The 21,400-nt window shown below is 72.4% G+C and carries 14 protein-coding genes; 12 read left to right on the top strand and 2 right to left on the bottom strand.

Translation table 11 applies throughout. The features are described from left to right. Positions 1 to 3: 3 nt before the first annotated feature. Positions 4 to 1,365: an aspartate aminotransferase family protein gene (locus AOM09_RS09285; protein ID WP_062387240.1), complete on the top strand. Its 1,362-nt coding sequence runs from the start codon at positions 4 to 6 to the stop codon at positions 1,363 to 1,365. Positions 1,366 to 1,455: 90 nt separating this feature from the next. On the opposite strand, the gene AOM09_RS09280 is transcribed toward AOM09_RS09285, so the two are convergent. Next, positions 1,456 to 2,973 (bottom strand): PucR family transcriptional regulator, encoded by a 1,518-nt coding sequence (locus tag AOM09_RS09280; protein WP_062387237.1) that lies wholly within the window; start codon positions 2,971 to 2,973, stop codon positions 1,456 to 1,458. Positions 2,974 to 3,065: 92 nt separating this feature from the next. Here AOM09_RS09280 and gabT point away from each other — a divergent pair, with 92 nt between their 5' ends. From gabT to AOM09_RS09245, 7 genes are all read left to right on the top strand, one after another. After that, positions 3,066 to 4,433 carry a 4-aminobutyrate--2-oxoglutarate transaminase gene (gabT, locus tag AOM09_RS09275; RefSeq protein WP_062387234.1) on the top strand — a complete coding sequence of 456 codons (1,368 nt, stop codon included), beginning with the start codon at positions 3,066 to 3,068 and terminating at the stop codon, positions 4,431 to 4,433. Further along, on the top strand, positions 4,430 to 5,896 hold the full coding sequence (locus AOM09_RS09270; RefSeq protein ID WP_062387231.1) for an NAD-dependent succinate-semialdehyde dehydrogenase: 1,467 nt from the start codon (positions 4,430 to 4,432) through the stop codon (positions 5,894 to 5,896). Before gabT ends, AOM09_RS09270 begins: the two co-directional genes overlap by 4 nt. Before the next feature lie 47 nt (positions 5,897 to 5,943). Then, complete coding sequence (locus AOM09_RS09265; RefSeq protein WP_062387227.1) at positions 5,944 to 7,308, top strand: NAD-dependent succinate-semialdehyde dehydrogenase; 1,365 nt, start codon at positions 5,944 to 5,946, stop codon at positions 7,306 to 7,308. 354 nt (positions 7,309 to 7,662) lie between these two features. Next, positions 7,663 to 8,073, top strand: coding sequence for a rhodanese-like domain-containing protein (locus tag AOM09_RS09260; protein ID WP_082099011.1), 411 nt, complete (start codon positions 7,663 to 7,665; stop codon positions 8,071 to 8,073). 256 nt (positions 8,074 to 8,329) lie between these two features. Then, positions 8,330 to 11,038, top strand: coding sequence for a bifunctional acetaldehyde-CoA/alcohol dehydrogenase (gene adhE / locus AOM09_RS09255; protein WP_062387223.1), 2,709 nt, complete (start codon positions 8,330 to 8,332; stop codon positions 11,036 to 11,038). Positions 11,039 to 11,271: 233 nt separating this feature from the next. Beyond that, positions 11,272 to 14,811 carry a 5-oxoprolinase/urea amidolyase family protein gene (locus AOM09_RS09250; protein ID WP_062387220.1) on the top strand — a complete coding sequence of 1,180 codons (3,540 nt, stop codon included), beginning with the start codon at positions 11,272 to 11,274 and terminating at the stop codon, positions 14,809 to 14,811. A 1-nt stretch (position 14,812) separates the two neighbouring features. Continuing rightward, on the top strand, positions 14,813 to 15,637 hold the full coding sequence (locus AOM09_RS09245) for an MBL fold metallo-hydrolase (protein WP_062387216.1): 825 nt from the start codon (positions 14,813 to 14,815) through the stop codon (positions 15,635 to 15,637). 22 nt (positions 15,638 to 15,659) lie between these two features. Here the strand turns inward: AOM09_RS09245 and AOM09_RS09240 are convergent, their stop codons facing one another. Next, positions 15,660 to 16,298 carry a TetR/AcrR family transcriptional regulator gene (locus AOM09_RS09240; protein WP_062387213.1) on the bottom strand — a complete coding sequence of 213 codons (639 nt, stop codon included), beginning with the start codon at positions 16,296 to 16,298 and terminating at the stop codon, positions 15,660 to 15,662. Positions 16,299 to 16,420: 122 nt separating this feature from the next. Between AOM09_RS09240 and AOM09_RS09235 the strand changes: the two genes are divergently transcribed. From AOM09_RS09235 to AOM09_RS09220, 4 genes are all read left to right on the top strand, one after another. Then, a complete protein-coding gene (locus AOM09_RS09235; protein ID WP_062387209.1) occupies positions 16,421 to 17,284 on the top strand; it encodes an urea amidolyase associated protein UAAP1 in 864 nt (287 codons plus the stop codon). Next, complete coding sequence (locus AOM09_RS09230) at positions 17,281 to 17,961, top strand: urea amidolyase associated protein UAAP2 (RefSeq protein ID WP_062387206.1); 681 nt, start codon at positions 17,281 to 17,283, stop codon at positions 17,959 to 17,961. The genes AOM09_RS09235 and AOM09_RS09230 overlap by 4 nt, the downstream gene beginning before the upstream one ends. Further along, positions 17,958 to 19,712, top strand: a complete 1,755-nt coding sequence (atzF, locus tag AOM09_RS09225; protein ID WP_082098997.1) for an allophanate hydrolase — start codon at positions 17,958 to 17,960, stop codon at positions 19,710 to 19,712. Before AOM09_RS09230 ends, atzF begins: the two co-directional genes overlap by 4 nt. A gap of 92 nt (positions 19,713 to 19,804) precedes the next feature. Next, entirely contained in the window at positions 19,805 to 21,388 is a 1,584-nt protein-coding gene (locus tag AOM09_RS09220; protein WP_062387203.1) for an ABC transporter substrate-binding protein, read from the top strand. Positions 21,389 to 21,400: the final 12 nt, after the last annotated feature.

The raw sequence follows: 21,400 nt of genomic DNA, 5'->3' as shown, positions 1-21,400 counted from the left end.
GAGATGACCATCGAGCAGGACGCCATGACCGGCGCCGAGGCCCGCGTTCGGGCCGATGACCGCCAGCACGTCTTCCATTCGTGGAGCGCGCAGGCGCTCATCGACCCGCTGCCCGTCGCGGGCGGCGAGGGGTCGGAGTTCTGGGACTACGCGGGCAACCGCTTCCTCGACTTCGGCTCGCAGCTGGTGAACCTCAACCTGGGCCACCAGCACCCCGACCTCATCGCGGCCATCGAGAGGCAGGCGCGGGGTCTCGCGACCATCCAGCCGTCCTTCGCGAACGATGTGCGCGGCGAGCTCGCGCGCCTCATCACCGAGGTGGCGGGGGAGCGCTTCCAGAGCGTGTTCTTCACCAACGGCGGCGCCGACGCGAACGAGAACGCGGTGCGCATGGCGCGCCTCGTCACGGGCAAGCGCAAGGTGCTCGCGATGTACCGCAGCTACCACGGCAACACGACGACGGCGATCTCGCTCACGGGCGACCCGCGCCGCTGGCCCAACGAGCCCGCCGACGGCTCCGTGGTCCACTTCTTCGGGCCGTACCTCTACCGCTCCGCCTTCCACGCGGAGTCCGAGGCTCAGGAGACCGCCCGCGCGCTCGAGCACCTCGAGCAGACCATCGTCCTCGAGGGGGCGTCGACCATCGGCGCGATCCTCATCGAGACCATCGTGGGCACCAACGGTGTGCTGGTGCCGCCGCCGGGCTACCTCGCCGGCGTGCGCGCGCTGTGCGACAAGTACGGCATCGTCTACATCGCGGACGAGGTGATGGTCGGCTTCGGGCGCACCGGCGAGTGGTTCGCGTACCAGGCGCACGGCGTCGAGCCGGACCTCGTCACCTTCGCCAAGGGCGTGAACTCGGGTTACGTCCCGCTGGGCGGCGTGGTGATCTCGAAGGACATCGCCGCGGCGTTCGACGAGCGCGTGTTCCCCGGCGGGCTCACCTACTCGGGGCACCCGCTCGCATGCGCCCCCGGCGTCGCGACGTTCGAGGTGTTCCGCCGTGACGGCATCCTCGAGCGCGTCAAGGACCTGGGCTCCCGGGTGATCGAGCCCACGCTTCGCGGCTGGCTCGAGAGCCACCCGTGCGTGGGCGAGATCCGCGGCACCGGCCTGTTCTGGGCGATCGAGCTGGTCCGCGACAAGGAGACCCGCGAGCCCCTGGTGCCGTTCAACGCCGCCGGCGCGGACGCCGCCCCCATGGGCGTGTTCGCGAAGGCGTGCAAGGACTCGGGGCTGTGGCCGTTCGTGCACTTCAACCGCACGCACATCGCGCCGCCGCTGATCATCACCGAGGACGAGCTCCGGCGCGGCCTCGCGGTGATCGACGCGGCTCTCAGCGAGGTCGACGCCCTCATCGCCTGAGCCGCCATTCGCGCTGTGAGGTGCTCAGTGCCCGTTGCGCTCGCATTCGAGCACTGAGCACCTCGCAGCGCGCCTGCGGGCGCAGCGCGCTCAGCCGAGCAGGCCCGCTGCGCGCAGCGCCGCCCACAGCTGCGCCCGGCCGGCGACGGTCGCGAGGTCCTGCCCCAGCAGCTCCTGCGCGGTCGCGAGCCTCGCCCGGACGGTGTGCCGGTGCACGCCCAGCGCGCGCGCCGCCGCGTCGTGCGCGCAGTCCGCCGCGAACCACGCGGCGACCGTCGCGACCAGGTCCGTGCCCTGCTCGGCGTCGTGCTCCGCGAGCGGCGCGAGCGCGGCCCGGGCGACGATGCGCGCCTCGGGACCGTCGAGCAGCGTCAGCACGCCCGCTCCGGGCAGGTCGGCGAAGCGCGTCACGGGCGCGAGGCGGCGCTCCCGCGCGGCGCGCGCCTGGGACAGCGCCTCGGTCACCGCGCCGAGCCCGACCGGAGTCGACACGCCGACCGTGCCGCCGTGGCGCAGCACCAGCTCGTCGAGCAGCGCGGCGTCCTCCTCGGCCAGGAGGATCACCAGGTCCCCGCCCTCGCGCGTGTGCAGCAGCGGCACCCCGCGGGCGTCGAGCCACCGGCCGGCGCCGCCCGCCGCGGCGAGGCGCTCGTCGGCGACCGCGAGCACCACCGGCGCGTCCGGGAGGGGGGCACCCGAGGCCCGCGCGACGTCAGAGGCGAGCGCGACGTCCCCGCGCGTGAGCGCCGCGAGCACGCCCGCGGCGAGCGTCTCTCGCGCCTGATCGAGGTCCTGGCGCTGCTCGAGGGCGAGCGCCGCCATCGCGACCACGGTGGTGACCACGGCGCGGTGCTGCTCGTCGAGCTCGGCCGCGCCGATCGCGAGGACGGCGCGCAGGCGCCCGCGTTGGCCGAGCGTCTGGAGGTGGAACTCGCGCGAGCCGATCGTCGCCCCGGAGGTCGCCTGCACGCCGCGCACCAGCATCGTCCCGGCGTGCTGGCGCAGCGTCGCCACGGTGGTCGCATCGACGCCGCCGCCGGGGTGCTCGTGCACCAGCGCGTCCGCGTCGACCAGGCCCACCCACGCGCCGAGCCGCCGGGACAGCTCCGCGAGCATGGAGCGCAGCCCATCCGGCTTGAGGGCCGCGACCGCGACGGCGCGTTGGGCCTCGAGCGCCCACGAGCGGCGTTCGTACGCGACCGCCGCGAGCGACTCCGCGTTGGCGCGCGCGAGCGCGATGAAGGGGGTGTCGTACGGCACCTCCCACAGCGGCAGCCGCGCCTCGAGGCACGCCTCGACCAGCGCATCGGGGATGCCGTCGCGCACCACCTCGGTGCCGAAGCCGAGCCCGAGGATGCCCGACCGGGCGAGGCGGCGGACGTAGGAGGCGTACGGGCGGGCATCGTCCCCGACATCGTGGAACTGCGTCCCGGTGGTGAGCAGGACCATCCCGCCGGCGAGGAAGGGGGTGGGATCCGCGAGGTCGGAGCTGTGCACCCAGCGCACCGTCGCATCGAGCGCGCCGGGAGCGACCTCCTCCTCGGGCGTAGCGAGCCGCAGATGCAGCTCGGGACGGGCCAGCAGCGCGCGGATGGTCGGTGTTGCCATGACGCGAGCCTGCCAGCGTGGACACTGCAGGGCAAGCAGTTGTACATCGTGGCGAGTGCGCGCGGCGAGGCCGCGCGCCTAGCGTCGCAGCCATGACCACCCTCGACACCGACGCCGCCCCCGCGCTGGGCGGACCGATGCTCGCCCAGGAGCGCCGCCTCGTCACCGCGATCCCCGGCCCCCGTTCGCAGGAGCTGCTCGCCCGCAAGGCGGCCGCCGTCGCCGCGGGCGTGGGCCACACCGCCCCGATCGCGGCCGTCGCGGCCGGCGGCGGCGTCGTGGTCGACGCGGACGGCAACTCGCTCATCGACCTCGGCTCCGGCATCGCGGTCACGTCGGTGGGCAACGCCCACCCCAAGGTGGTCGAGGCCGTCCAGCGCCAGGCCGCGCAGTTCACCCACACGTGCTTCATGGTGTCGCCCTACGAGGGCTACGTGGCCGTGGCCGAGGCGCTCAACCGCCTCACGCCCGGCGGCTTCGCGAAGAAGTCAGCGCTGTTCAACTCGGGCGCCGAGGCGGTCGAGAACGCCGTGAAGATCGCCCGCAAGGCCACCGGCCGCCAGGCGGTGGTCGCCTTCGACCACGCGTACCACGGCCGCACCAACCTCACCATGGCGCTCACCGCGAAGTCGATGCCCTACAAGAGCGGCTTCGGTCCCTTCGCGGCCGAGGTCTACCGCGCGCCCATGTCCTACCCGTACCGCGACGGCCTCGCCGGGCCCGAGGCGGCGGCCAAGGCGATCTCGGTGATCGAGAAGCAGGTGGGCGCCGAGAACCTCGCTGCGGTCATCATCGAGCCGATCCAGGGGGAGGGCGGCTTCATCGTCCCTGCGGAGGGCTTCCTGCCGGCGATCTCCGCGTGGTGCACCGCCAACGGCGTGGTCCTCATCGCGGACGAGGTCCAGTCCGGGTTCGCGCGCACCGGCGCGATGTTCGCCTCCGAGCACTTCGGCCTGGTCCCCGATCTCGTCACCACCGCCAAGGGCATCGCCGGCGGCCTCCCGCTCGCCGCGGTGACGGGCCGCGCCGAGATCATGGACGCCGCGCACGCCGGCGGGCTGGGCGGCACGTACGGCGGCAACCCCATCGCGTGCGCCGCGGCGCTCGCGAGCATCGAGGTGTTCGAGACCGAGGACCTGTCCGACCGCGCCCGCGAGATCGAGGCGCTCATGACCGCGCGCCTCGAGACGATGCAGGCGGCCGACCCGCGCATCGGCGACATCCGCGGTCGGGGCGCGATGATCGCGATCGAGCTGGTCGACCCGGCGACCCAGGCCCCCGCCGGCGCGCTCGCCGGCGCGGTCGCCAGGCGCTGCATCGCGGACGGCGTCATCGTGCTCACGTGCGGCACCTACGGCAACGTGCTGCGCTTCCTCCCGCCCCTCACCATCGACGACGCGCTCCTGTCCGAGGGCCTCGACGTGGTCGCCGCCGCGCTCGCGGCCGAGGTCGCGGCGTGACCGCCGCAGCGGAGCGCGTGCTCCTCGACGCCGTCCCCACGGGCCTGTACATCGCGGGGGAGTGGACCGGCGCATCGTCCGGCGGCACCCTCGACGTCACCGACCCCTCGACGGGAGCCGTGCTCGCCAGCATCGCCGACGCGACGCCGGACGATGCGCGGCGCGCCCTGGACGCGGCCGTCGCCGCGCAGGACGCGTGGGCCGCGACGGCGCCGCGCGTGCGCGGCGAGATCCTGCGCAAGGCGTTCGAGCTGGTGCGCGCGCGTGCCGAGGACTTCGCGGTGCTCATGACGCTCGAGATGGGCAAGCCGCTCGCGGAGGCCCGCGGCGAGGTCGCGTACGGCAACGAGTTCCTGCGCTGGTTCTCCGAGGAGGCCGTCCGCATCACCGGCCGCTACGGCTCGAACCCCGAGGGCACCGGGAACATGATCGTCTCGCAGCGCCCCGTCGGGCCGTGCTACCTCATCACGCCGTGGAACTTCCCGCTCGCGATGGCGACGCGCAAGATCGCCCCGGCGCTCGCCGCCGGCTGCACCGTGGTGGTCAAGCCCGCCGCGCTCACGCCGCTCACCACGCTGCTGCTGGCCTCGGTGCTCGAGGAGGCGGGGGTGCCCGCCGGCGTGGTCAACGTCATCACCACGTCGCGCTCGGGTGCGGTGTCCGAGCCGCTGCTCGCGGACCCGCGCCTGCGCAAGCTGTCCTTCACCGGATCGACCGAGGTGGGCCGCGCGCTCATCAAGCAGGCCGCCGACGGCGTGCTGCGCGTGTCGATGGAGCTGGGCGGCAACGCGCCGTTCCTGGTGTTCGAGGACGCGGACCTCGACAAGGCCGTCGAGGGCGCGCTCATGGCGAAGTTCCGCAACATCGGCCAGGCGTGCACGGCGGCCAACCGGTTCATCGTGCACGCGTCGGTCGCCGACGAGTTCGCGCGCCGCGTCACCGCCCGCGTCGCGGAGATGAAGGTGGGCCGCGGCACCGAGGACGGCGTGTCCATCGGCCCGCTCATCGACGACCGCGCGGTGGCGACCTCGCTCGCGCTCGTGGACGATGCGGTGGCCAAGGGCGCCTCGGTGGCGACGGGCGGCGCGGCGATCGACGGGCCGGGCTCGTTCGTGCAGCCGACCGTGCTCACGGGCGTGCAGCCCGGATCCGAGATCCTCAGCACCGAGATCTTCGGCCCCGTCCTCGCGATCGCCACGTTCGAGACCGAGGAGGAGGCCATCGCCCTCGCGAACGCGACCGAGTACGGCCTGGTCTCGTACGCCTTCACGCAGGACCTGGCCCGCGGCCACCGCCTCATCGACAGGCTCGACACCGGGATGATGGGCCTCAACGCCGGCGTGGTCTCGAACGCCGCCGCGCCGTTCGGAGGCGTCAAGCAGTCCGGCATCGGCCGCGAGGGCGGGTTCGAGGGCATCCACGAGTACCTGTCGACCAAGTACACCCTGATCCCGGCGGGCTGACCCGCCCGCCGCATCGTCCACCCCTCAACCGCAACGCAAGGAGACACATGTCCGGCTACGCAGTAGTGAACCCGGCCACCGGCGAGCGCCTGGCCGACTACCCGACGATGTCCGACGGGGACGTCGAGACCGCCCTCGCGGCGGCCGACGGGGCCTACCGGGGGTGGCTGCGCTCGTCCACGGTCGAGGAGCGCGCCGCGCTGGTGCGCCGCGTGGCCGAGCTGCACCGCGAGCGCCGCGAGGAGCTCGCCGCGATCATCGTGCGCGAGATGGGCAAGCCGCTGTCGCACGCGCTCGGCGAGGTGGACTTCGCCGCGGACATCACCGAGTACTACGCGGACAACGCCGAGAGGATCACGGGCGACACCCCGCTCGAGATCCTCGGCGAGGGCACGGCCGTGATCCGTCGCAGCCCGCTCGGTGCGCTGCTCGGGATCATGCCGTGGAACTTCCCCTACTACCAGGTGGCACGCTTCGCGGCGCCGAACATCGTGGTGGGCAACGCGATCGTGCTCAAGCACGCGCCGCAGTGCCCCGAGTCGGCCGCGGCGATCGCGCAGATGTACGCCGACGCGGGCTTCCCCGAGGGCGTCTACGTCAACGTCTACGCGTCGAACGACCAGGCCGCGACGATGATCGCCGACCGGCGCATCGCGGGGGTCTCCGTGACGGGCTCCGAGCGTGCGGGCTCCGCGGTCGCGGCGCTCGCCGGGCAGCACCTCAAGAAGGTCGCGCTGGAGCTGGGCGGCTCCGACCCGTTCATCGTGCTGTCGACCGACGACCTCGACTCCGTGGTCGCCGGCGCCGTCGAGGCGCGCATGGACAACTCCGGGCAGTCCTGCAACGCGCCCAAGCGCTTCATCGTGATCGACGGGCTGTACGACGAGTTCCTGGCGAAGTTCACCGACGCGATGGTCGCGTGCACCGCGGGCGACCCGTTCGCGGAGGAGTCGGTGATCGGCCCGCTGTCCTCGCTCGCCGCGGCGGAACGTCTCGATGCGCAGGTCTCCACGGCGGTGGCCCAGGGTGCGACGTTGGTCGCGGGCGGCAAGCGCGACGGTGCGTTCTTCGAGCCGACCGTGCTGACCGGCGTCACGAAGGACATGGACGTGTACCGCGAGGAGCTGTTCGGCCCCGCGGCGGCGGTCTACAAGGTGGCGTCCGAGGAGGAGGCCGTCGCGCTCGCGAACGACACGGCGTACGGGCTCGGCTCGTACGTGTTCACCACCGATCCCGAGCAGGCGGAGCGCGTCGCCGACGCGATCGAGGCCGGCATGGTCTACGTCAACTGCGTGCTCGCCGACAGCCCCGAGCTGCCCTTCGGCGGCGTGAAGCGGTCCGGCACCTCGCGCGAGATGGGTCTCCTGGCGGCTGACGAGTTCGTCAACAAGAAGCTCATCCGCGTCGCCTGACGCGCCCCGCGCCCGGCGCGCGCCCCTGCTCTCCTGGGGGTGCGCGCCGGGCGCTGTCGTGTCTGTGCGCGGGCGCGGGCGGGGCGCCTGCGGCGTGGGTGCGATGGCCGCGGCTGCTGCGGATTCGGGACGGGTTTCCGCACAGTGGCAGCGCCTGGTGTGATCGGCTGCTGACGAGCCAGAGGCCGAACCGGAGGGCGAGCCGGGTGACGCGAGGGCTGCGTGCGATGCGCTTGGCGGCCCGATCGCAGTGTCGTCTGCCGCTGACGCGATCGGCCGCGCAGGTCCGCAGGATCCGATGCCGTTGTCGCGACGGGCGTCGTGGCCTATACCCCCTGGGGTATGCTGTGCGGCATGGTCAGCATCCGCCGTGGCGCCCTCGCCGCCCTCGCCCTCATCCTCGCCTCGACCCTCGCCGCCTGCTCGCCCGCCGAGAGCGGCCCCGTCGCCTTCGACGGCTCGCACGTCTCCTCGACGCGATTCGCCGACGCGGTCGCGGTCGACGGGGTGGTGGTGATCGACGTCCGCACGCCGGCGGAGTATGCGGAGGGCCATCTCCCCGACGCCGTCAACATCGACGTCTCCGACGCAGGCTTCGATGCCGCGATCGCCGAGCTCGACCCCGCGGGGGACTATGCGGTGTACTGCCGCTCGGGCAGCCGGTCGCGCGCCGCGGTCGACCGGATGGCGGCCGCCGGGGTCGAGCGCACCGTGGGCCTCGAGGGCGGCATCGGCGCATGGGCGGGCGACGTCGTGGTCGGCTGACCCGGCGCCCCGGGCGGCGCGGTGTCAACCCCGCGCAACCCGGCTTCCGGGGCCCGTGCAAGGCCCGCATCGTGCCCGCGACAAGTGTCGAACACCCCTGATCAATATACCCCATGGGGTATAAAATCCCTGGTAGTGGGCCTATGGTCCCCGGGACCTCTGCCCCGCGAGATCCGCGCGCCGCGCCCCTACCGTGAAGGACATGGGGATCGAGGCCCGGAGGGGGCCGGCACCCGGCACTAGGAGCCAGACGAAGATGACTACCACCGCACCGGAGAGCGCGACCACCGACGTCGCGACCGCCATCGACACGCTCGTCGCGAATGCGCAGGAGGCGCTCGACGCCTACAGCGTCTTCACGCAGGACGACGTCAACCTGCTCGTCAAGAAGGCCTCGGTGGCCGCCCTCAACCAGCACGGCGAACTCGCCGTCCTCGCGGTCCAGGAGACCGGCCGCGGCGTGTTCGAGGACAAGGCCGTCAAGAACATCTTCGCGTGCGAGCACGTCACGCACTCGATGGGCCCCATGAAGACCGTCGGCATCATCAACGAGGACCCGATCAAGGGCATCACCGAGATCGCGGAGCCCGTCGGCGTCGTCGCCGGCGTGACCCCGGTCACCAACCCCACCTCGACCGCGATCTTCAAGTCGCTCATCGCGCTGAAGACCCGCAACCCGATCATCTTCGCGTTCCACCCGAGCGCTCAGCAGTCCTCCGTCGCCGCCGCCAAGATCGTGCGCGACGCGGCCATCGCGGCCGGCGCCCCCGAGAACTGCATCCAGTGGGTCGAGACCCCGTCGCTCGAGGCGACCGACCTCCTCATGAACCACGACGGCGTCGCGCTCATCCTCGCGACCGGCGGCAACGCCATGGTCAAGGCGGCGTACAGCTGCGGCAAGCCGGCCCTCGGCGTCGGCGCGGGCAACGTCCCCGCCTACGTGCACAAGTCGGCCGTGCTCGAGCGCTCGATCAACGACCTGGTGATCTCGAAGGCGTTCGACAACGGCATGGTGTGCGCCTCGGAGCAGGCCGTCATCCTCGACGCCGAGATCTACGACAAGGCGCTGTCGCTGTTCGACCGCCTCCACGCCTACAAGGTCACCCCGGCGGAGAAGGCGAAGCTCGAGGAGTTCATCTTCGGCGTCACCGCGTCCGGTGAGAACTGCGCCGGTGCGAAGCTCAACCCGAACGTGGTGGGCAAGTCGCCGCAGTGGATCGCCGAGCAGGCGGGCTTCTCCGTCCCGGAGGAGACCTCGATCATCCTGGCCGAGGTCTCGACCGTCGGCGAGAGCGAGCCGCTCACCCGCGAGAAGCTGTGCCCGGTCCTCGCCGTCCTCAAGGCCGACTCCACCGAGCAGGGCCTCGACTACGCCGAGCGCATGGTCGAGTTCCACGGCCTGGGCCACTCGGCCGCGATCCACGCGACCGACGACGAGCTGATCAAGGACTTCGGCAAGCGCGTCAAGGCCATCCGCGTCATCGTGAACTCGCCCTCGAGCCACGGCGGCATCGGCGACATCTACAACGCGTTCATGCCGTCGCTGACGCTCGGATGCGGCTCGTACGGCCACAACTCGGTCTCGAACAACGTCACCGCGGTCAACCTCATCAACGTGAAGCGCATCGGCCGGAGGAACAACAACATGCAGTGGTTCAAGGTGCCGGCCAAGACCTACTTCGAGCCCAACGCGATCCAGTACCTGCACGACATGAACGGCGTCGAGCGCGTCACCATCGTCACCGACGCGACCATGACCCGCATCGGCATCGTCGACAAGGTCCTCGACGTCCTCAACCGCCGCAGCAACAACGTGTCGGTCCAGATCATCGACAACGTCGAGCCCGAGCCGAGCGTCGCGACCGTCCGCAAGGGCGCCGAGACCCTCCGCGCCTTCAAGCCCGACACCATCATCGCCGTCGGCGGCGGCTCGCCGATGGACGCCGCGAAGGTCATGTGGCTGCTGTACGAGCACCCCGAGGTCGACTTCGCGGACCTCAAGGAGAAGTTCTTCGACGTCCGCAAGCGCGCCTTCCAGTTCCCGAAGCTGGGCGAGATCGCGAAGCTGGTCTGCATCCCGACCACGTCGGGCACCGGCTCCGAGGTGACGCCGTTCGCGGTGATCTCCGACCCGGAGAACGGCCGCAAGTACCCGCTCGCGGACTACGCGCTCACGCCGACCGTCGCGATCGTGGACCCGGTCCTCACCGCGAACCTCCCCTCGCGCGTCGCCGCGGACTCGGGCTTCGACGCCCTGACCCACGCGACCGAGGCGTTCGTCTCCGTCTACGCGAACGACTACACCGACGGCCTCGCGCTGCAGGCCATCACGATGGTCTTCGAGTACATCGAGGAGTCCGTCACGGTGGGCGGTGGCGCCGTCAAGGCCCGCGAGAAGATGCACAACGCGGCGACCATCGCCGGCATGGCCTTCGCCAACGCCTTCCTGGGCCTGGTGCACGCCATGTCGCACGTGACCGGCTCGACGTTCCACGTCGCCCACGGCCGCACCAACGCGATCTACCTGCCCCACGTCATCCGCTACAACGGCAAGGTCCCGACCAAGCCGGCCTCGTGGCCGAAGGCCGAGTCCTACGTGGCTCCCGAGCGCTACCAGACCATCGCGAAGCACCTGGGCCTCCCGGCCTCGACCCCCGAGGAGGGCGTGGAGTCCTACGCCGCCGCGGTGGAGGCGCTGCGCGACAAGGTGGGCATCGAGCGCTCGTTCAGCCAGGTGGGCGTCGACGAGGCCGACTTCATGGCCTCGCTCGACACGCTCGCGATGAACGCGTACGCCGACCAGTGCGCGCCTGCCAACCCGCGCCTTCCGATCCTCGAGGACATGAAGGTGATGATGGAGGCCGCGTACTACGGCATCACCTGGGACGACGTGAAGGCCAACCGCAAGGCCGAGGCCGTCCCCGCCACCAAGGCCCCCGCCAAGAAGGCGGCCAAGAAGGCCTGACCCGATCCGGCTCCAGGGCAACCCCCTGCGAGTCCCTCCCCAGGGCCCCGACACCCACCGGTGTCGGGGCCCTGTGCCGTTCCCGGGCTCCCGTCGACGCCCGCGTCCTGCGGGACGATGCGCCGGCTGCCGCATCGTCCCGCCGCGCCCGGGCGGGGGTCCCGCGGGCGGTGAAACATCGCGCGCCTCGAGCTGTAACACGGCGTTTACCTATCGTCCGATAGAGTCCCCGCATGACGACACAGACGACCCCGCGATCGGTCATGGTGGCGAACCGCGCCGAGATCGCGTGCCGCATCTTCCGTTCGGTCACGGCGTGGGGTGGCACGACTCTCGGCGTGTACACCGACGACGACCGCGGCAGCCTCCACATCGAGCAGGCCGACCGAGTGGCGCGGCTCGAGCGGCGCGGGGACCTGGACCCCTACCTCGATGCGGAGCAGCTCATCGACGTCGCCATCGCGCACGGCGTCTGGGGCATTCACCCCGGCTACGGCTACCTCTCCGAGAACCCCGGCTTCGCGGCCGCGGTGGAGGCCGCGGGGCTGGTCTTCATCGGGCCTCGCCCGGAGCAGATCGCGCTGTTCGGCGACAAGCAGGCGGCCCGCGAGCGGGCGATCGCCGCGAGCGTGCCGACCTCCGCGGCGACGCCGGAGCTGCGCGACGCGCAGGACGCGACGGCGCGGGTCGCGGAGATCGGTCTGCCGGTGATCGTGAAGGCCGCCGCGGGCGGCGGCGGCAAGGGCATGGCCGTCGTGCGGACCCTCGATGAGGTCGCCGACGCGTACGAGGGCGTCGCCCGCATCGCCGCCGTGGTCGGCGGAGGGGTGTTCGCGGAGCGGTACATCGAGCGGGCGCGGCACGTCGAGGTCCAGATCTTCGGCGACGGCGACGGCGCCGTGGTGACGCTGGGCGACCGCGACTGCACGCTGCAGCGCCGCAACCAGAAGGTGGTCGAGGAGGCCCCCGCGTTCGGTCTCGCGCCCGACGTCCGCGAGCGGCTCCACGCGACGGCGCGCGAGCTCGGGGCGAGCGTGGGCTACCGCAGCGCCGGCACCGTCGAGTTCGTGCTGGACGCGGAGACGGGCGAGGCGTCCTTCCTCGAGATCAACACGCGGCTTCAGGTCGAGCACCCCGTGACCGAGGCCGTCACCGGCGTGGACCTGGTGGAGTGGATGATCCGCCTCGCCTCCGGGGACGCGAGCTTCCTCGCTCCGTACGCCGCGACGGGCCAGGTGCCGGTCTCAGGCGCCGCGGTCGAGAGCCGCGTCTACGCTGAGGATCCCGTCGCGGACTTCCGCCCGAGCCCCGGCACGGTGACCCGCATCGAGCTGCCCGGGGGCGCGCGCGTCGACACCTGGGTACGCTCCGGCACCGAGGTGGGCATGCGCTTCGACCCCATGCTGGCCAAGGTCATCACCGCGGGCACGGACCGCGCCGAGGCGTGGGCACGTCAGGCGGACGCGCTGGCGGCGACCCGCATCGACGGCGTGCACACCAACCTCGCGCTGCTGCGCCGGATCGCGGGCGACCCGGTCGTGGCGGACGGCGCGCACACCACCGCGAGCCTGGGCGGCGAGATCACGGCCCCCGCGGCCGGCATCCGCGTCGAGGACGCGGGCTTCCTCACCACCGTGCAGGCGGGGCCCGGCCGGACGGGGCTGTGGCACATCGGGGTGCCGCCGTCGGGACCCATGGATGACCGCAGCTTCACGCTCGGCAACCGCATCGTGGGCAACGCCCCCGGCGCCGCCGGCCTCGAGTGCACCGTGACGGGGCCGTCGTTGTGCATGGCCGGCGACGTGCGCGTGTGCGTCACGGGCGCGCCGGTGCCGGTCACGGTCGACGGCCGCGCCGTGCCGCAGTGGGAGGCGATCGACGTCCCCGCGGGCTCCGTGCTGACGGTGGGCCGCGTCGAGGCGGGCCTACGCGCCTACGTCCTGGTGAGCGGCGGCTTCGACGTCCCCGAGTACCTGGGATCGCGGGCGACGTTCACGCTGGGACGGTTCGGCGGCCACGCCGGACGCGCGCTGCACGCCGGCGACGAGCTTCCGCTCGGGCCCGGGTCCGTCGGGGGGGCGCTCCCGGTCGACGCGGAGCTCGAGCGTCCCGCCATAGGCGCCTCGTGGGAGATCGGGGTGCTCGACGGGCCGCACAGCGCCCCGGACTTCTTCACACCAGGGGACGTCGACACCATCCTGTCCGCCGCCTACACGGTGCACTTCAACTCCGATCGCACCGGCGTGCGGCTGGTGGGCCCCAAGCCCTCCTGGGCGCGCGCCGACGGTGGCGAGGCGGGTCTGCATCCGTCGAACATCCATGACACGCCCTACTCGGTGGGCGGCATGGACTTCACCGGTGACACCCCGGTGCTGCTCGGCCCCGACGGGCCCAGCCTCGGCGGGTTCGTCACGCCCGTCACCGTCGCGAAGGGGGAGCGGTGGAAGCTCGGCCAGCTCGCGGCCGGCGATCAGGTGCGGTTCGTGCGGCTCGAGCCCGCGATCCCCGAACAGCCGGGCTGCCCGCGGGGCGTGCTCGCCGACCGCGACGGCGTGGTGGTGCGCCGCCAGAGCGACGACAGCCTGCTGATCGAGCTCGGTCCTCAGGAGCTCGACCTCACGCTCCGCGCGCGCGTCCACGTGCTGCAGCAGCGCGTGCGCGACGCGGCGCTGCCGGGCCTGCGGGACCTCACCCCCGGCATCCGGTCGCTCCAGGTCACGTTCGAGGACCCCGCGCATGCCAACATCGGGGCGCTCGAGCGGCTCCTCGCGCTCGCGGCGGACGTCGCGGACGCCGAGGATCTGGTGGTCCCGAGCCGTCACGTGCGCCTGCCGATGTCGTGGGACGACCCGGCGACGCGCGAGGCGATCGCCCGCTACGAGGCGGGCGTCCGCGACGACGCCCCATGGAACCCGTGGAACATCGAGTTCATCAGGCGGGTCAACGGCCTGGACAGCGTCGACGATGTCTACCGCACGCTCTTCGAGGCCGAGTACCTGGTGCTGGGCCTGGGCGACGTGTACCTGGGCGCCCCCGTCGCCACGCCGCTCGACCCGCGTCACCGGCTGGTCACCACCAAGTACAACCCCGCCCGCACGTGGACCGCGGAGAACTCCGTCGGCATCGGCGGTGCCTATCTGTGCATCTACGGCATGGAGGGGCCCGGCGGCTACCAGTTCGTGGGCCGCACCACGCAGGTGTGGGACAGGTGGGCGTCCTTCGCGGGCGCCGACCGCGCGAGCGACGGCTCGCGCCCGTGGCTGCTCGAGTTCTTCGACCGCATCACGTGGTACCCCGTCGACGCGGACGAGCTGCTCCGCCTTCGCGCCGACTTCGCCGCGGGCCTCTGGCGCCCCGAGATCACCGAGGGCGAGCTCTCGCTCGCAGACCACGCGCGGTTCCTCGACGCGAACGCCGAGTCGATCTCCCGCTTCCGGACCGCGCAGCGCCGGGCGTTCGCGGAGGAGCGCGACCGCTGGACTGCGGCGGGGGAGTTCGACCGGGACGTCGAGCCCGCCGTTCCCGCGCCGCCGCCGACGCTCGCGGAGGGCTGCGTGGGCGTCGAGGCGCCGTTCGCGGCCAACGTGTGGAAGGTGCTCGTGTCGGAGGGGCAGCGGGTCGAGGCCGGCCATACCGTCGCTGTCGTGGAGGCGATGAAGATGGAGACCAAGGTCCTCGCGGCGCAAGCCGGGACCGTCGAGGCGGTGCTCGCACCCGCGGGCGCCACGGTTGCACCGGGCGACGCGATCGTGTCGCTTCGGACGGAGGCCTGACGTGGTCGCGGAGCTCGACGGCTTGCTGGCGGTCTCGGGGCGCCCCCTCGCGTTGCACGGCTTCGTGGTCGGCTACGAGCCCATCAGCGAGGCCGTGTCGATTCGCGGCGGCCGGCGCGATCGCTACCTCCTCGAGCCGGTGACGGCCGCGGCGGTCGAGTACGCCGACGGCTGGGTGCTGCTCGACGCCGGCTTCAACCTCGCGCACGTGCGCGACGAGGCCGCGCGTGCCGCGCACTACAACTATGAGGGCTACACGCCGATCGTCCCGCCCGGCGACCCGCTTCGGGACGCCCTCGGGCGCGCGGGCCTCGGGTGGGACACGATGGCCGGCTGCGCGATCAGCCACGCGCACGTGGACCACACAGGACTCGCGCCGAGCCTGCCGCCCCACGTGCCCGTGCTGGTGCAGCGCCGCGAGTGGGAGTGGGTGCGCGACGGCGCGTCACGCCCCGAGTTCGTCATCGCGTCGGACCTGCTCGACGCGGAGGCCTCGGTGCGCGTCCTCGACGGCGACACGCCGCTCGCACCCGGTCTCACCGCGCTCGACACCGGCGGCCACACGCCCGGCCATCAATCGTTCCGTGTCGACCTTCCGAGCCGCTCCGTGGTGCTCGCGTGCGACGCGGCCGACCTGCGGGCGAACGTCACCACCCGGACGCCGTGCGGGTGGACGCCCGAGGAGGACGGCGATGCCCGCGCTCAGCGGGCGATCGACCGGCTCGCAGACCTCGACGCGTCCGGCATCGAGGTGTGGCCGGGCCACGATCCCGAGTTCTGGGCGTGGGCCGCAGCGATGCGCGGGGAGCGCGTGCGGGTCGAGTGACGCCTGCGCGCGGCCGGGTGGGTCAGCGGCGTGCCGCGAGGATGCGCAGCGTCGCCTGCTCGATGCCGTCCGCGACGGTCTCGGCGTCCAGCCGCGGATCGTCGGCGCGCCGGAGGATCACGCCCTCGACCAGCGAGAACAGCAGCGCGGCCGTCGCCGCCGGGTCATCGACGTCGGCCTGGCCCGCGGCGATCGACCGCCGCAGCAGCGCGCCGTACGCGCCGACCAGCTCCTGGCGCAGCGCCTGGAACGTGCCGAACATCGGCTCGTTGGTCTCGGGCAGCAGGTAGAGCGCGCCGATGTTCGACGGCCCGGACGCGAGCAGGTGCACGTCGAAGCGGACGAGCGCCAGCAGCTGCTCGAGCGGGTCCGTGGAGGTGTCGGCGAGCAGCTCGCGGGCCTTGTCGATCGACGGACGGGCCGTCTCGATCAGCAGCTCCTTGAGCATCGCCGCCTTGTTGGGGAAGTGGTAGTACAGCGACGGCTGCTTGATGTCGACCGCGGCCGAGATCTGACGCGTGGTGGTCGCCGCGTACCCCTGCTCGACGAAGAGCCGGGCCGCCGCGTCGAGGATGCGCTCGCGTCCCACGGGCTCCTTGCCGTGCGGGCGCGAGCGACGCGGGGCGTCGGTGGGGGTCGAGGCGGTGTCGGTGTTCGTCATGGCGGATCGCCCCCACAGTAGCGCCTGCGGACACGCGCGACAGGGGTGCCTCGCACACGAAATCGAGCGGAAACAAAGGGTCCCTACACTAGCCCTGTACCTATCGACCGAAAGGTGGAGCCGTGACCGATGACCGTGGAGCGGGGCGCCGCTCGAGCACCGCGACGCTCACCCAGGCGCGCGACGACGCGCGGAGCCGCGCCGACACCGCCGTCGAGGCCATGCCGTACCTGCCGCCGGCCTCGTCGCCGTACACGCCCGCCGACGTCGATCCGTCCACGCTCGTGTGGGCGGAGACCGTCGCCGGACCGGGCTACACGCACATGACGGTGGCGCGGGGCACGCGGATCCGTCTCGAGGACGTCACCGGAGACGCGTGCGCCCACGTGGTGGTGCTCAGCGCCCTCAACCCGGGGGAGCGGCTCAACGTCGCGGACACCCAGAAGATCCCGTGGCAGGCGTACCTGGGTGCCGGCCACCCGCTGCTGTCGGGCGACGGGCGCGTGCTCGCGACCGTGGTCGCCGACGCTGCGGGCGGCCACCACGACGCGTTCTGCGGCGTCACCACGATCGCCGGGAACATCGAGCGCTACGGCGCGGGCGCCGCGCACACCGCCACCGCGGCGGGCCGCGAGCTGCTGCTCCTCGCCGCGGCCAAGGAGGGCCTGACGCCGCGTGACGTGCCGCCGAGCGTGTCCTTCTTCAAGGGTGTGAGGGTCGCGCCGGACGGCGCCCTCGAGTGGACCGGCGACGGCGGCGCGGGCGCGACCGTCGACCTGGTCGCGGAGATGCCCCTCACCGTGCTCGTGGCGAACGCCGCGCACCCGCTGGACCCCGCCGAGGGCTACCGGACGGGCCCCGTGCGCGTCCATGCCTGGGCCGCCGCCGCATCGTCCGCCTCCGACCCGTGGTGGACCGCCACGCCCGAGCGCACGCGCGCCTACCTCAACACCCAGCAGCACCTTCTCGCCAGGGGGATCCGATGACCGTCACGTGGGCCACGTACGAGGCCGAGTACTTCGACCGTTCCGAGCCGTACGTTCAGGGCGCGATCGTCCTCGATCAGGAGATCGCTCCGCGAGCCGGCTGGTCCGCGCCGATCCGCGCCGGTCACGTGCTCACGCTCGTCGACGTCGGCGGCAACCAGTCGGGCGACTGCCTCATCTACGACGCGTCCGACCACGACGTCCGCTACAGCGCGCAGGCGACGCTCGCCGCGCAGCGCAACGCCTACCTGGTGGACGGCTCGGTCCTGCGCGACCAGGAGGGAGCCGCGCTCATGACCGTCGTGGGGAATGAGGTCGAGCGCCAGGACACCATCGGCGGGGCCTGCTCCAAGGAGTCGAACACGCTCCGCTACGGGCACCACACGCTGTTCCACCACGCGTGCCGCGAGAACTTCCTGCTCGAGGGCGCGAAGCACGGCCTGGGCCCGCGCGACCTCGTGTCGAACATCAACTGGTTCATGAACGTGCCCGTCGAGGCGGACGGGACCCTCGGCATCGTGGACGGCATGTCGGCTCCGGGCAAGCGGGTCGCGCTGCGCGCCGAGCGTGACGTCCTCGTCGTCATCTCCAACTGCCCTCAGGTCAACAACCCGTGCAACGACTTCAACCCGACCCCGTTGCGCGTGATCGTGACGGACCCGGCGGTGGCGGCGTGAGCGCGGCCGATGCGGTGGCGCGCTTCTCGGCGGCGATCGCGACGACGGAGCGGCCCGAGGCGTGGATCCACCTGGTCCCCGCGGCGGAGCTCAGGGCCGCCGCGGCGGAGGTCGACGCGGCCGTCGCGGCCGGCGCCCGTCTCCCGCTCGCCGGCCGGCTGGTGGCGGTCAAGGACAACATCGACGTCGCAGGATGCCCGACCACCGCGGCCGCGCCGACCTACGCCTACGCGCCGGCCGCAGATGCGCCCGCGGTCGCGCGGCTGCGCGCGGCCGGTGCGATCGTGGTCGGGAAGACCAACCTCGACCAGTTCGCGACGGGGCTCGTCGGGACCCGTTCGCCCCACGGTGCGGTGCGCCACGCCACGGACGCGACGCGCATCAGCGGCGGATCGAGCTCGGGCTCCGCCGTCGCGGTCGCGCTCGGCCTCGTGGACCTCGCGCTCGGCACCGACACCGCCGGCTCCGGCCGGGTGCCCGCCGCGCTGCACGGGCTGTGGGGCCTCAAGCCCACGCGCGGCCTGGTGCCCACCACCGGCGTGGTGCCGGCATGCGCCTCGCTCGACTGCGTGACGGTGTTCTCCGCCGACCCGGACCTCGCCGCCGCCGCGGTCGCGCTCATGGAAGGTCCCGATCGGGAGGACCCGCTGTCGCGCCGCGCACGCGTCGGCACGGCGCTCGCCTCCCGTGCGCGCATGCGCGTCATCGTGCCGACGGAGGCGGACCTGGGCGCCCTGGCTCCGGGATGGTCCGATGCGTTCGACCGGGTCGTCGCGGCGGCCGCGGCGGCCGGCATCGAGGTCGTCGAGAGGTCGATCGCCCCGCTGCTCGACGCCGCGCGCATGCTCTACGAGTCCTCCTTCGTGGCGGAGCGGTACTCGGCGGTGGGCGCCCACATCGAGGCGCACCGCGACGCGATCGGCGAGGCGCTCGACCCCACGGTCGCGGGCATCATCCTCGCGGGCGGCGGACGCTCGGCGTCGGAGCTCTTCGCCGACCAGCGCACGCTCGAGGCGTACCGCGCCGCGGCGTCCGAGCTGCTGTCCGATGCCGCCGCGGTGCTCACGCCCACCACCACGTGGCATCCCACCCTCGCCGAGGTGGCGGCGGATCCGGTCGGCGCGAACTCGCGCATGGGCAGGTTCACCAACTTCGCGAACCTCCTCGACATGGCCGCCGTCGCGTTGCCCGCCGGCCGCGCAGGCGCGGACGCGTTCGGCGCGATGCTCACGGGCCACGCGTTCAGCGACGCGCGCCTCCTCACGCTCGCGCGCCGGATCTCCGCCGCGGTCGAGGCGGGCCCGTCGCGCACGGACGTCGCCGCGCGCGGTGGGGACGGCGCCGAGCCGGACGAGCTCGACGTGTTCGTGATCGGCGCGCACCGCGAGGGGCAGCCTCTTCACCACCAGCTCTCGGACCGAGGAGCCCGGCTGCTCGGGCGTGCGCGCACCGTGAGCGAGTACCAGATGTACGCTTTGGGCACGGTTCCCCCCAAGCCAGGGCTCATCAGGACCGCCTCGACGGGCGGTGCGATCCTCGGCGAGGTGTGGCGGCTCCCCGCCGCGGGATTCGGTGCCTTCGTGGACGAGATCCCCTCTCCGATGGCCATCGGCAGCGTCGCCCTCGAGGACGGACGCGTCGTCAACGGATTCCTGTGCGAGCCGCACGCGACCGACGGCGCGATCGACATCACGGCCTCGGGCGACTGGCTCGCCTGGCTGCGTTCCCAGACGGGCGAAACGCAGTCGTAACACGGCCCGCGATCCCGTGTAACTATTGACCGATAGGTTCGCGGTACCGTTCCACGGAACGGCCCCCCGAACTCTCTTCGAAGGAGCCAGCAGTGAACCGCCGCACCACCTTCGCCCTCGCCGGAGCCGCCGCTCTCGCGCTCGGCCTGACCGCGTGCTCGAGCGCCGAGGAGACCCTTCCCGGGCAGTCCGCCGGCTCCTCGGACGCCGCCGACCTCGACACCGCGCTCGACATGGGCCTGTCCTCGGACATCTCCGCACCCGACCCGAGCTCCGCCTACTCGGGCTCCGAGATGAACCTGGTCCTCGCCGCCTACGAGGGCCTCCTCAAGTACGCCACCGGCACCGAGGAGGCGGAGATCGTGCCGTCGCTCGCGACCGACTGGACCGTGTCCGAGGACGGCCTCACGTACACCTTCACGCTGCGCGACGGCGTGACCTTCGCGGACGGCACCCCGTTCACCTCGGCCGCCGTCCAGCCGTCGGTCGACCGCATGGTGGCGGAAGGTGCCTCCGGTCCGGGCTACATGGTCGGGGGGATCGCCTCGATCGAGACGCCGTCGGACACCGAGGTGGTCTTCACCCTCGACGCGCCGAACGATGCGTTCCTCGACTACCTCGCCTCGCCCTTCGGTCTCAAGATGATCTCGCCCGAGGCGCTGACGGCGCATGGGGACGATGCGGAGTGGTTCGCCGCGAACTCGGCTGGGACCGGCCCGTTCCAGTACGCGAAGTTCGATGAGGGTGTGAGCTACCAGCTCGCTGCGAACGAGTCCTACTGGGGCGACACCGGCGGCTACGAGTCGATCGAGTTCCACATCCTCGACTCGACCAACACGATCCAGCTGCAGCTCGAGAGCGGCGAGCTCGACGGCTACATCGGCTCCGCGAACAAGCCGCTGTTCGACGCCCTGAGCGCGAACGACGCCCTCCACGCGTACACCTACCCGTCGATGATGGCGCCCGTCGTGTACCTCAACCCGGGCCACGAGATCCTCGCCGATGCCGAGACGCGCCAGGCGCTGCTCAGCGGCGTCGACTGGGACGGCATCGTCCAGTCGGTCTACGGCGACCTCGGCACCACGTCGACGGGGGTCTTCCCGTCGACCATGGTCGACTCCTCGCTCAACCAGACCGGCATCACGTACGACGCCGACGCCCTCGCGGCGCTCGCCGAGGGCGGCCTCGCGGGGCAGTCGATCACCATCAGCTACCCGTCCTACGTGCCGGGTGGTCAGGACATCGCCGACAACCTCGCGGCCCAGCTCAACACGGTGGGCATCAAGGCCGAGTCGGTCGGTCTCGAGTCGAGCGCCTACTGGTCCTCGGTGTTCGACCCGGAGAAGGCTCCCGACATCACGCTCATGAGCATCTTCCCCGACGCCGCCCACCCGGACACCTGGGCACGTCTCCTGTACTCCTCCGAGGGCGGGCTCAACCTGTTCTACCCGGAGATCGACGGGCTCGACGCCGCGCTGGACCAGGCGGTCGAGACCGGCGACCACGAGCTCTACGGTGACGTGACCTCCCTGGTGGCGGGCTCCGGCGACTACTACACCGTCGCCGACCTCAAGGTCTCGGCCGCGTTCCAGGCCTCGATCACGGGTGCGGACTCGGCGAGCTACCCGCTGCTGGGCATCACCTTCGACTTCACGCAGCTGTCCCCGGGTCAGTAGGACCCATCCCCC

Source organism: Demequina iriomotensis (assembly GCF_000971395.1).
In the GTDB taxonomy this organism is placed as follows: domain Bacteria; phylum Actinomycetota; class Actinomycetes; order Actinomycetales; family Demequinaceae; genus Demequina; species Demequina iriomotensis.
The sequence above is the reverse complement of the archived record's forward strand: the minus strand, read 5'-3'. Positions and strand labels throughout refer to the sequence as shown.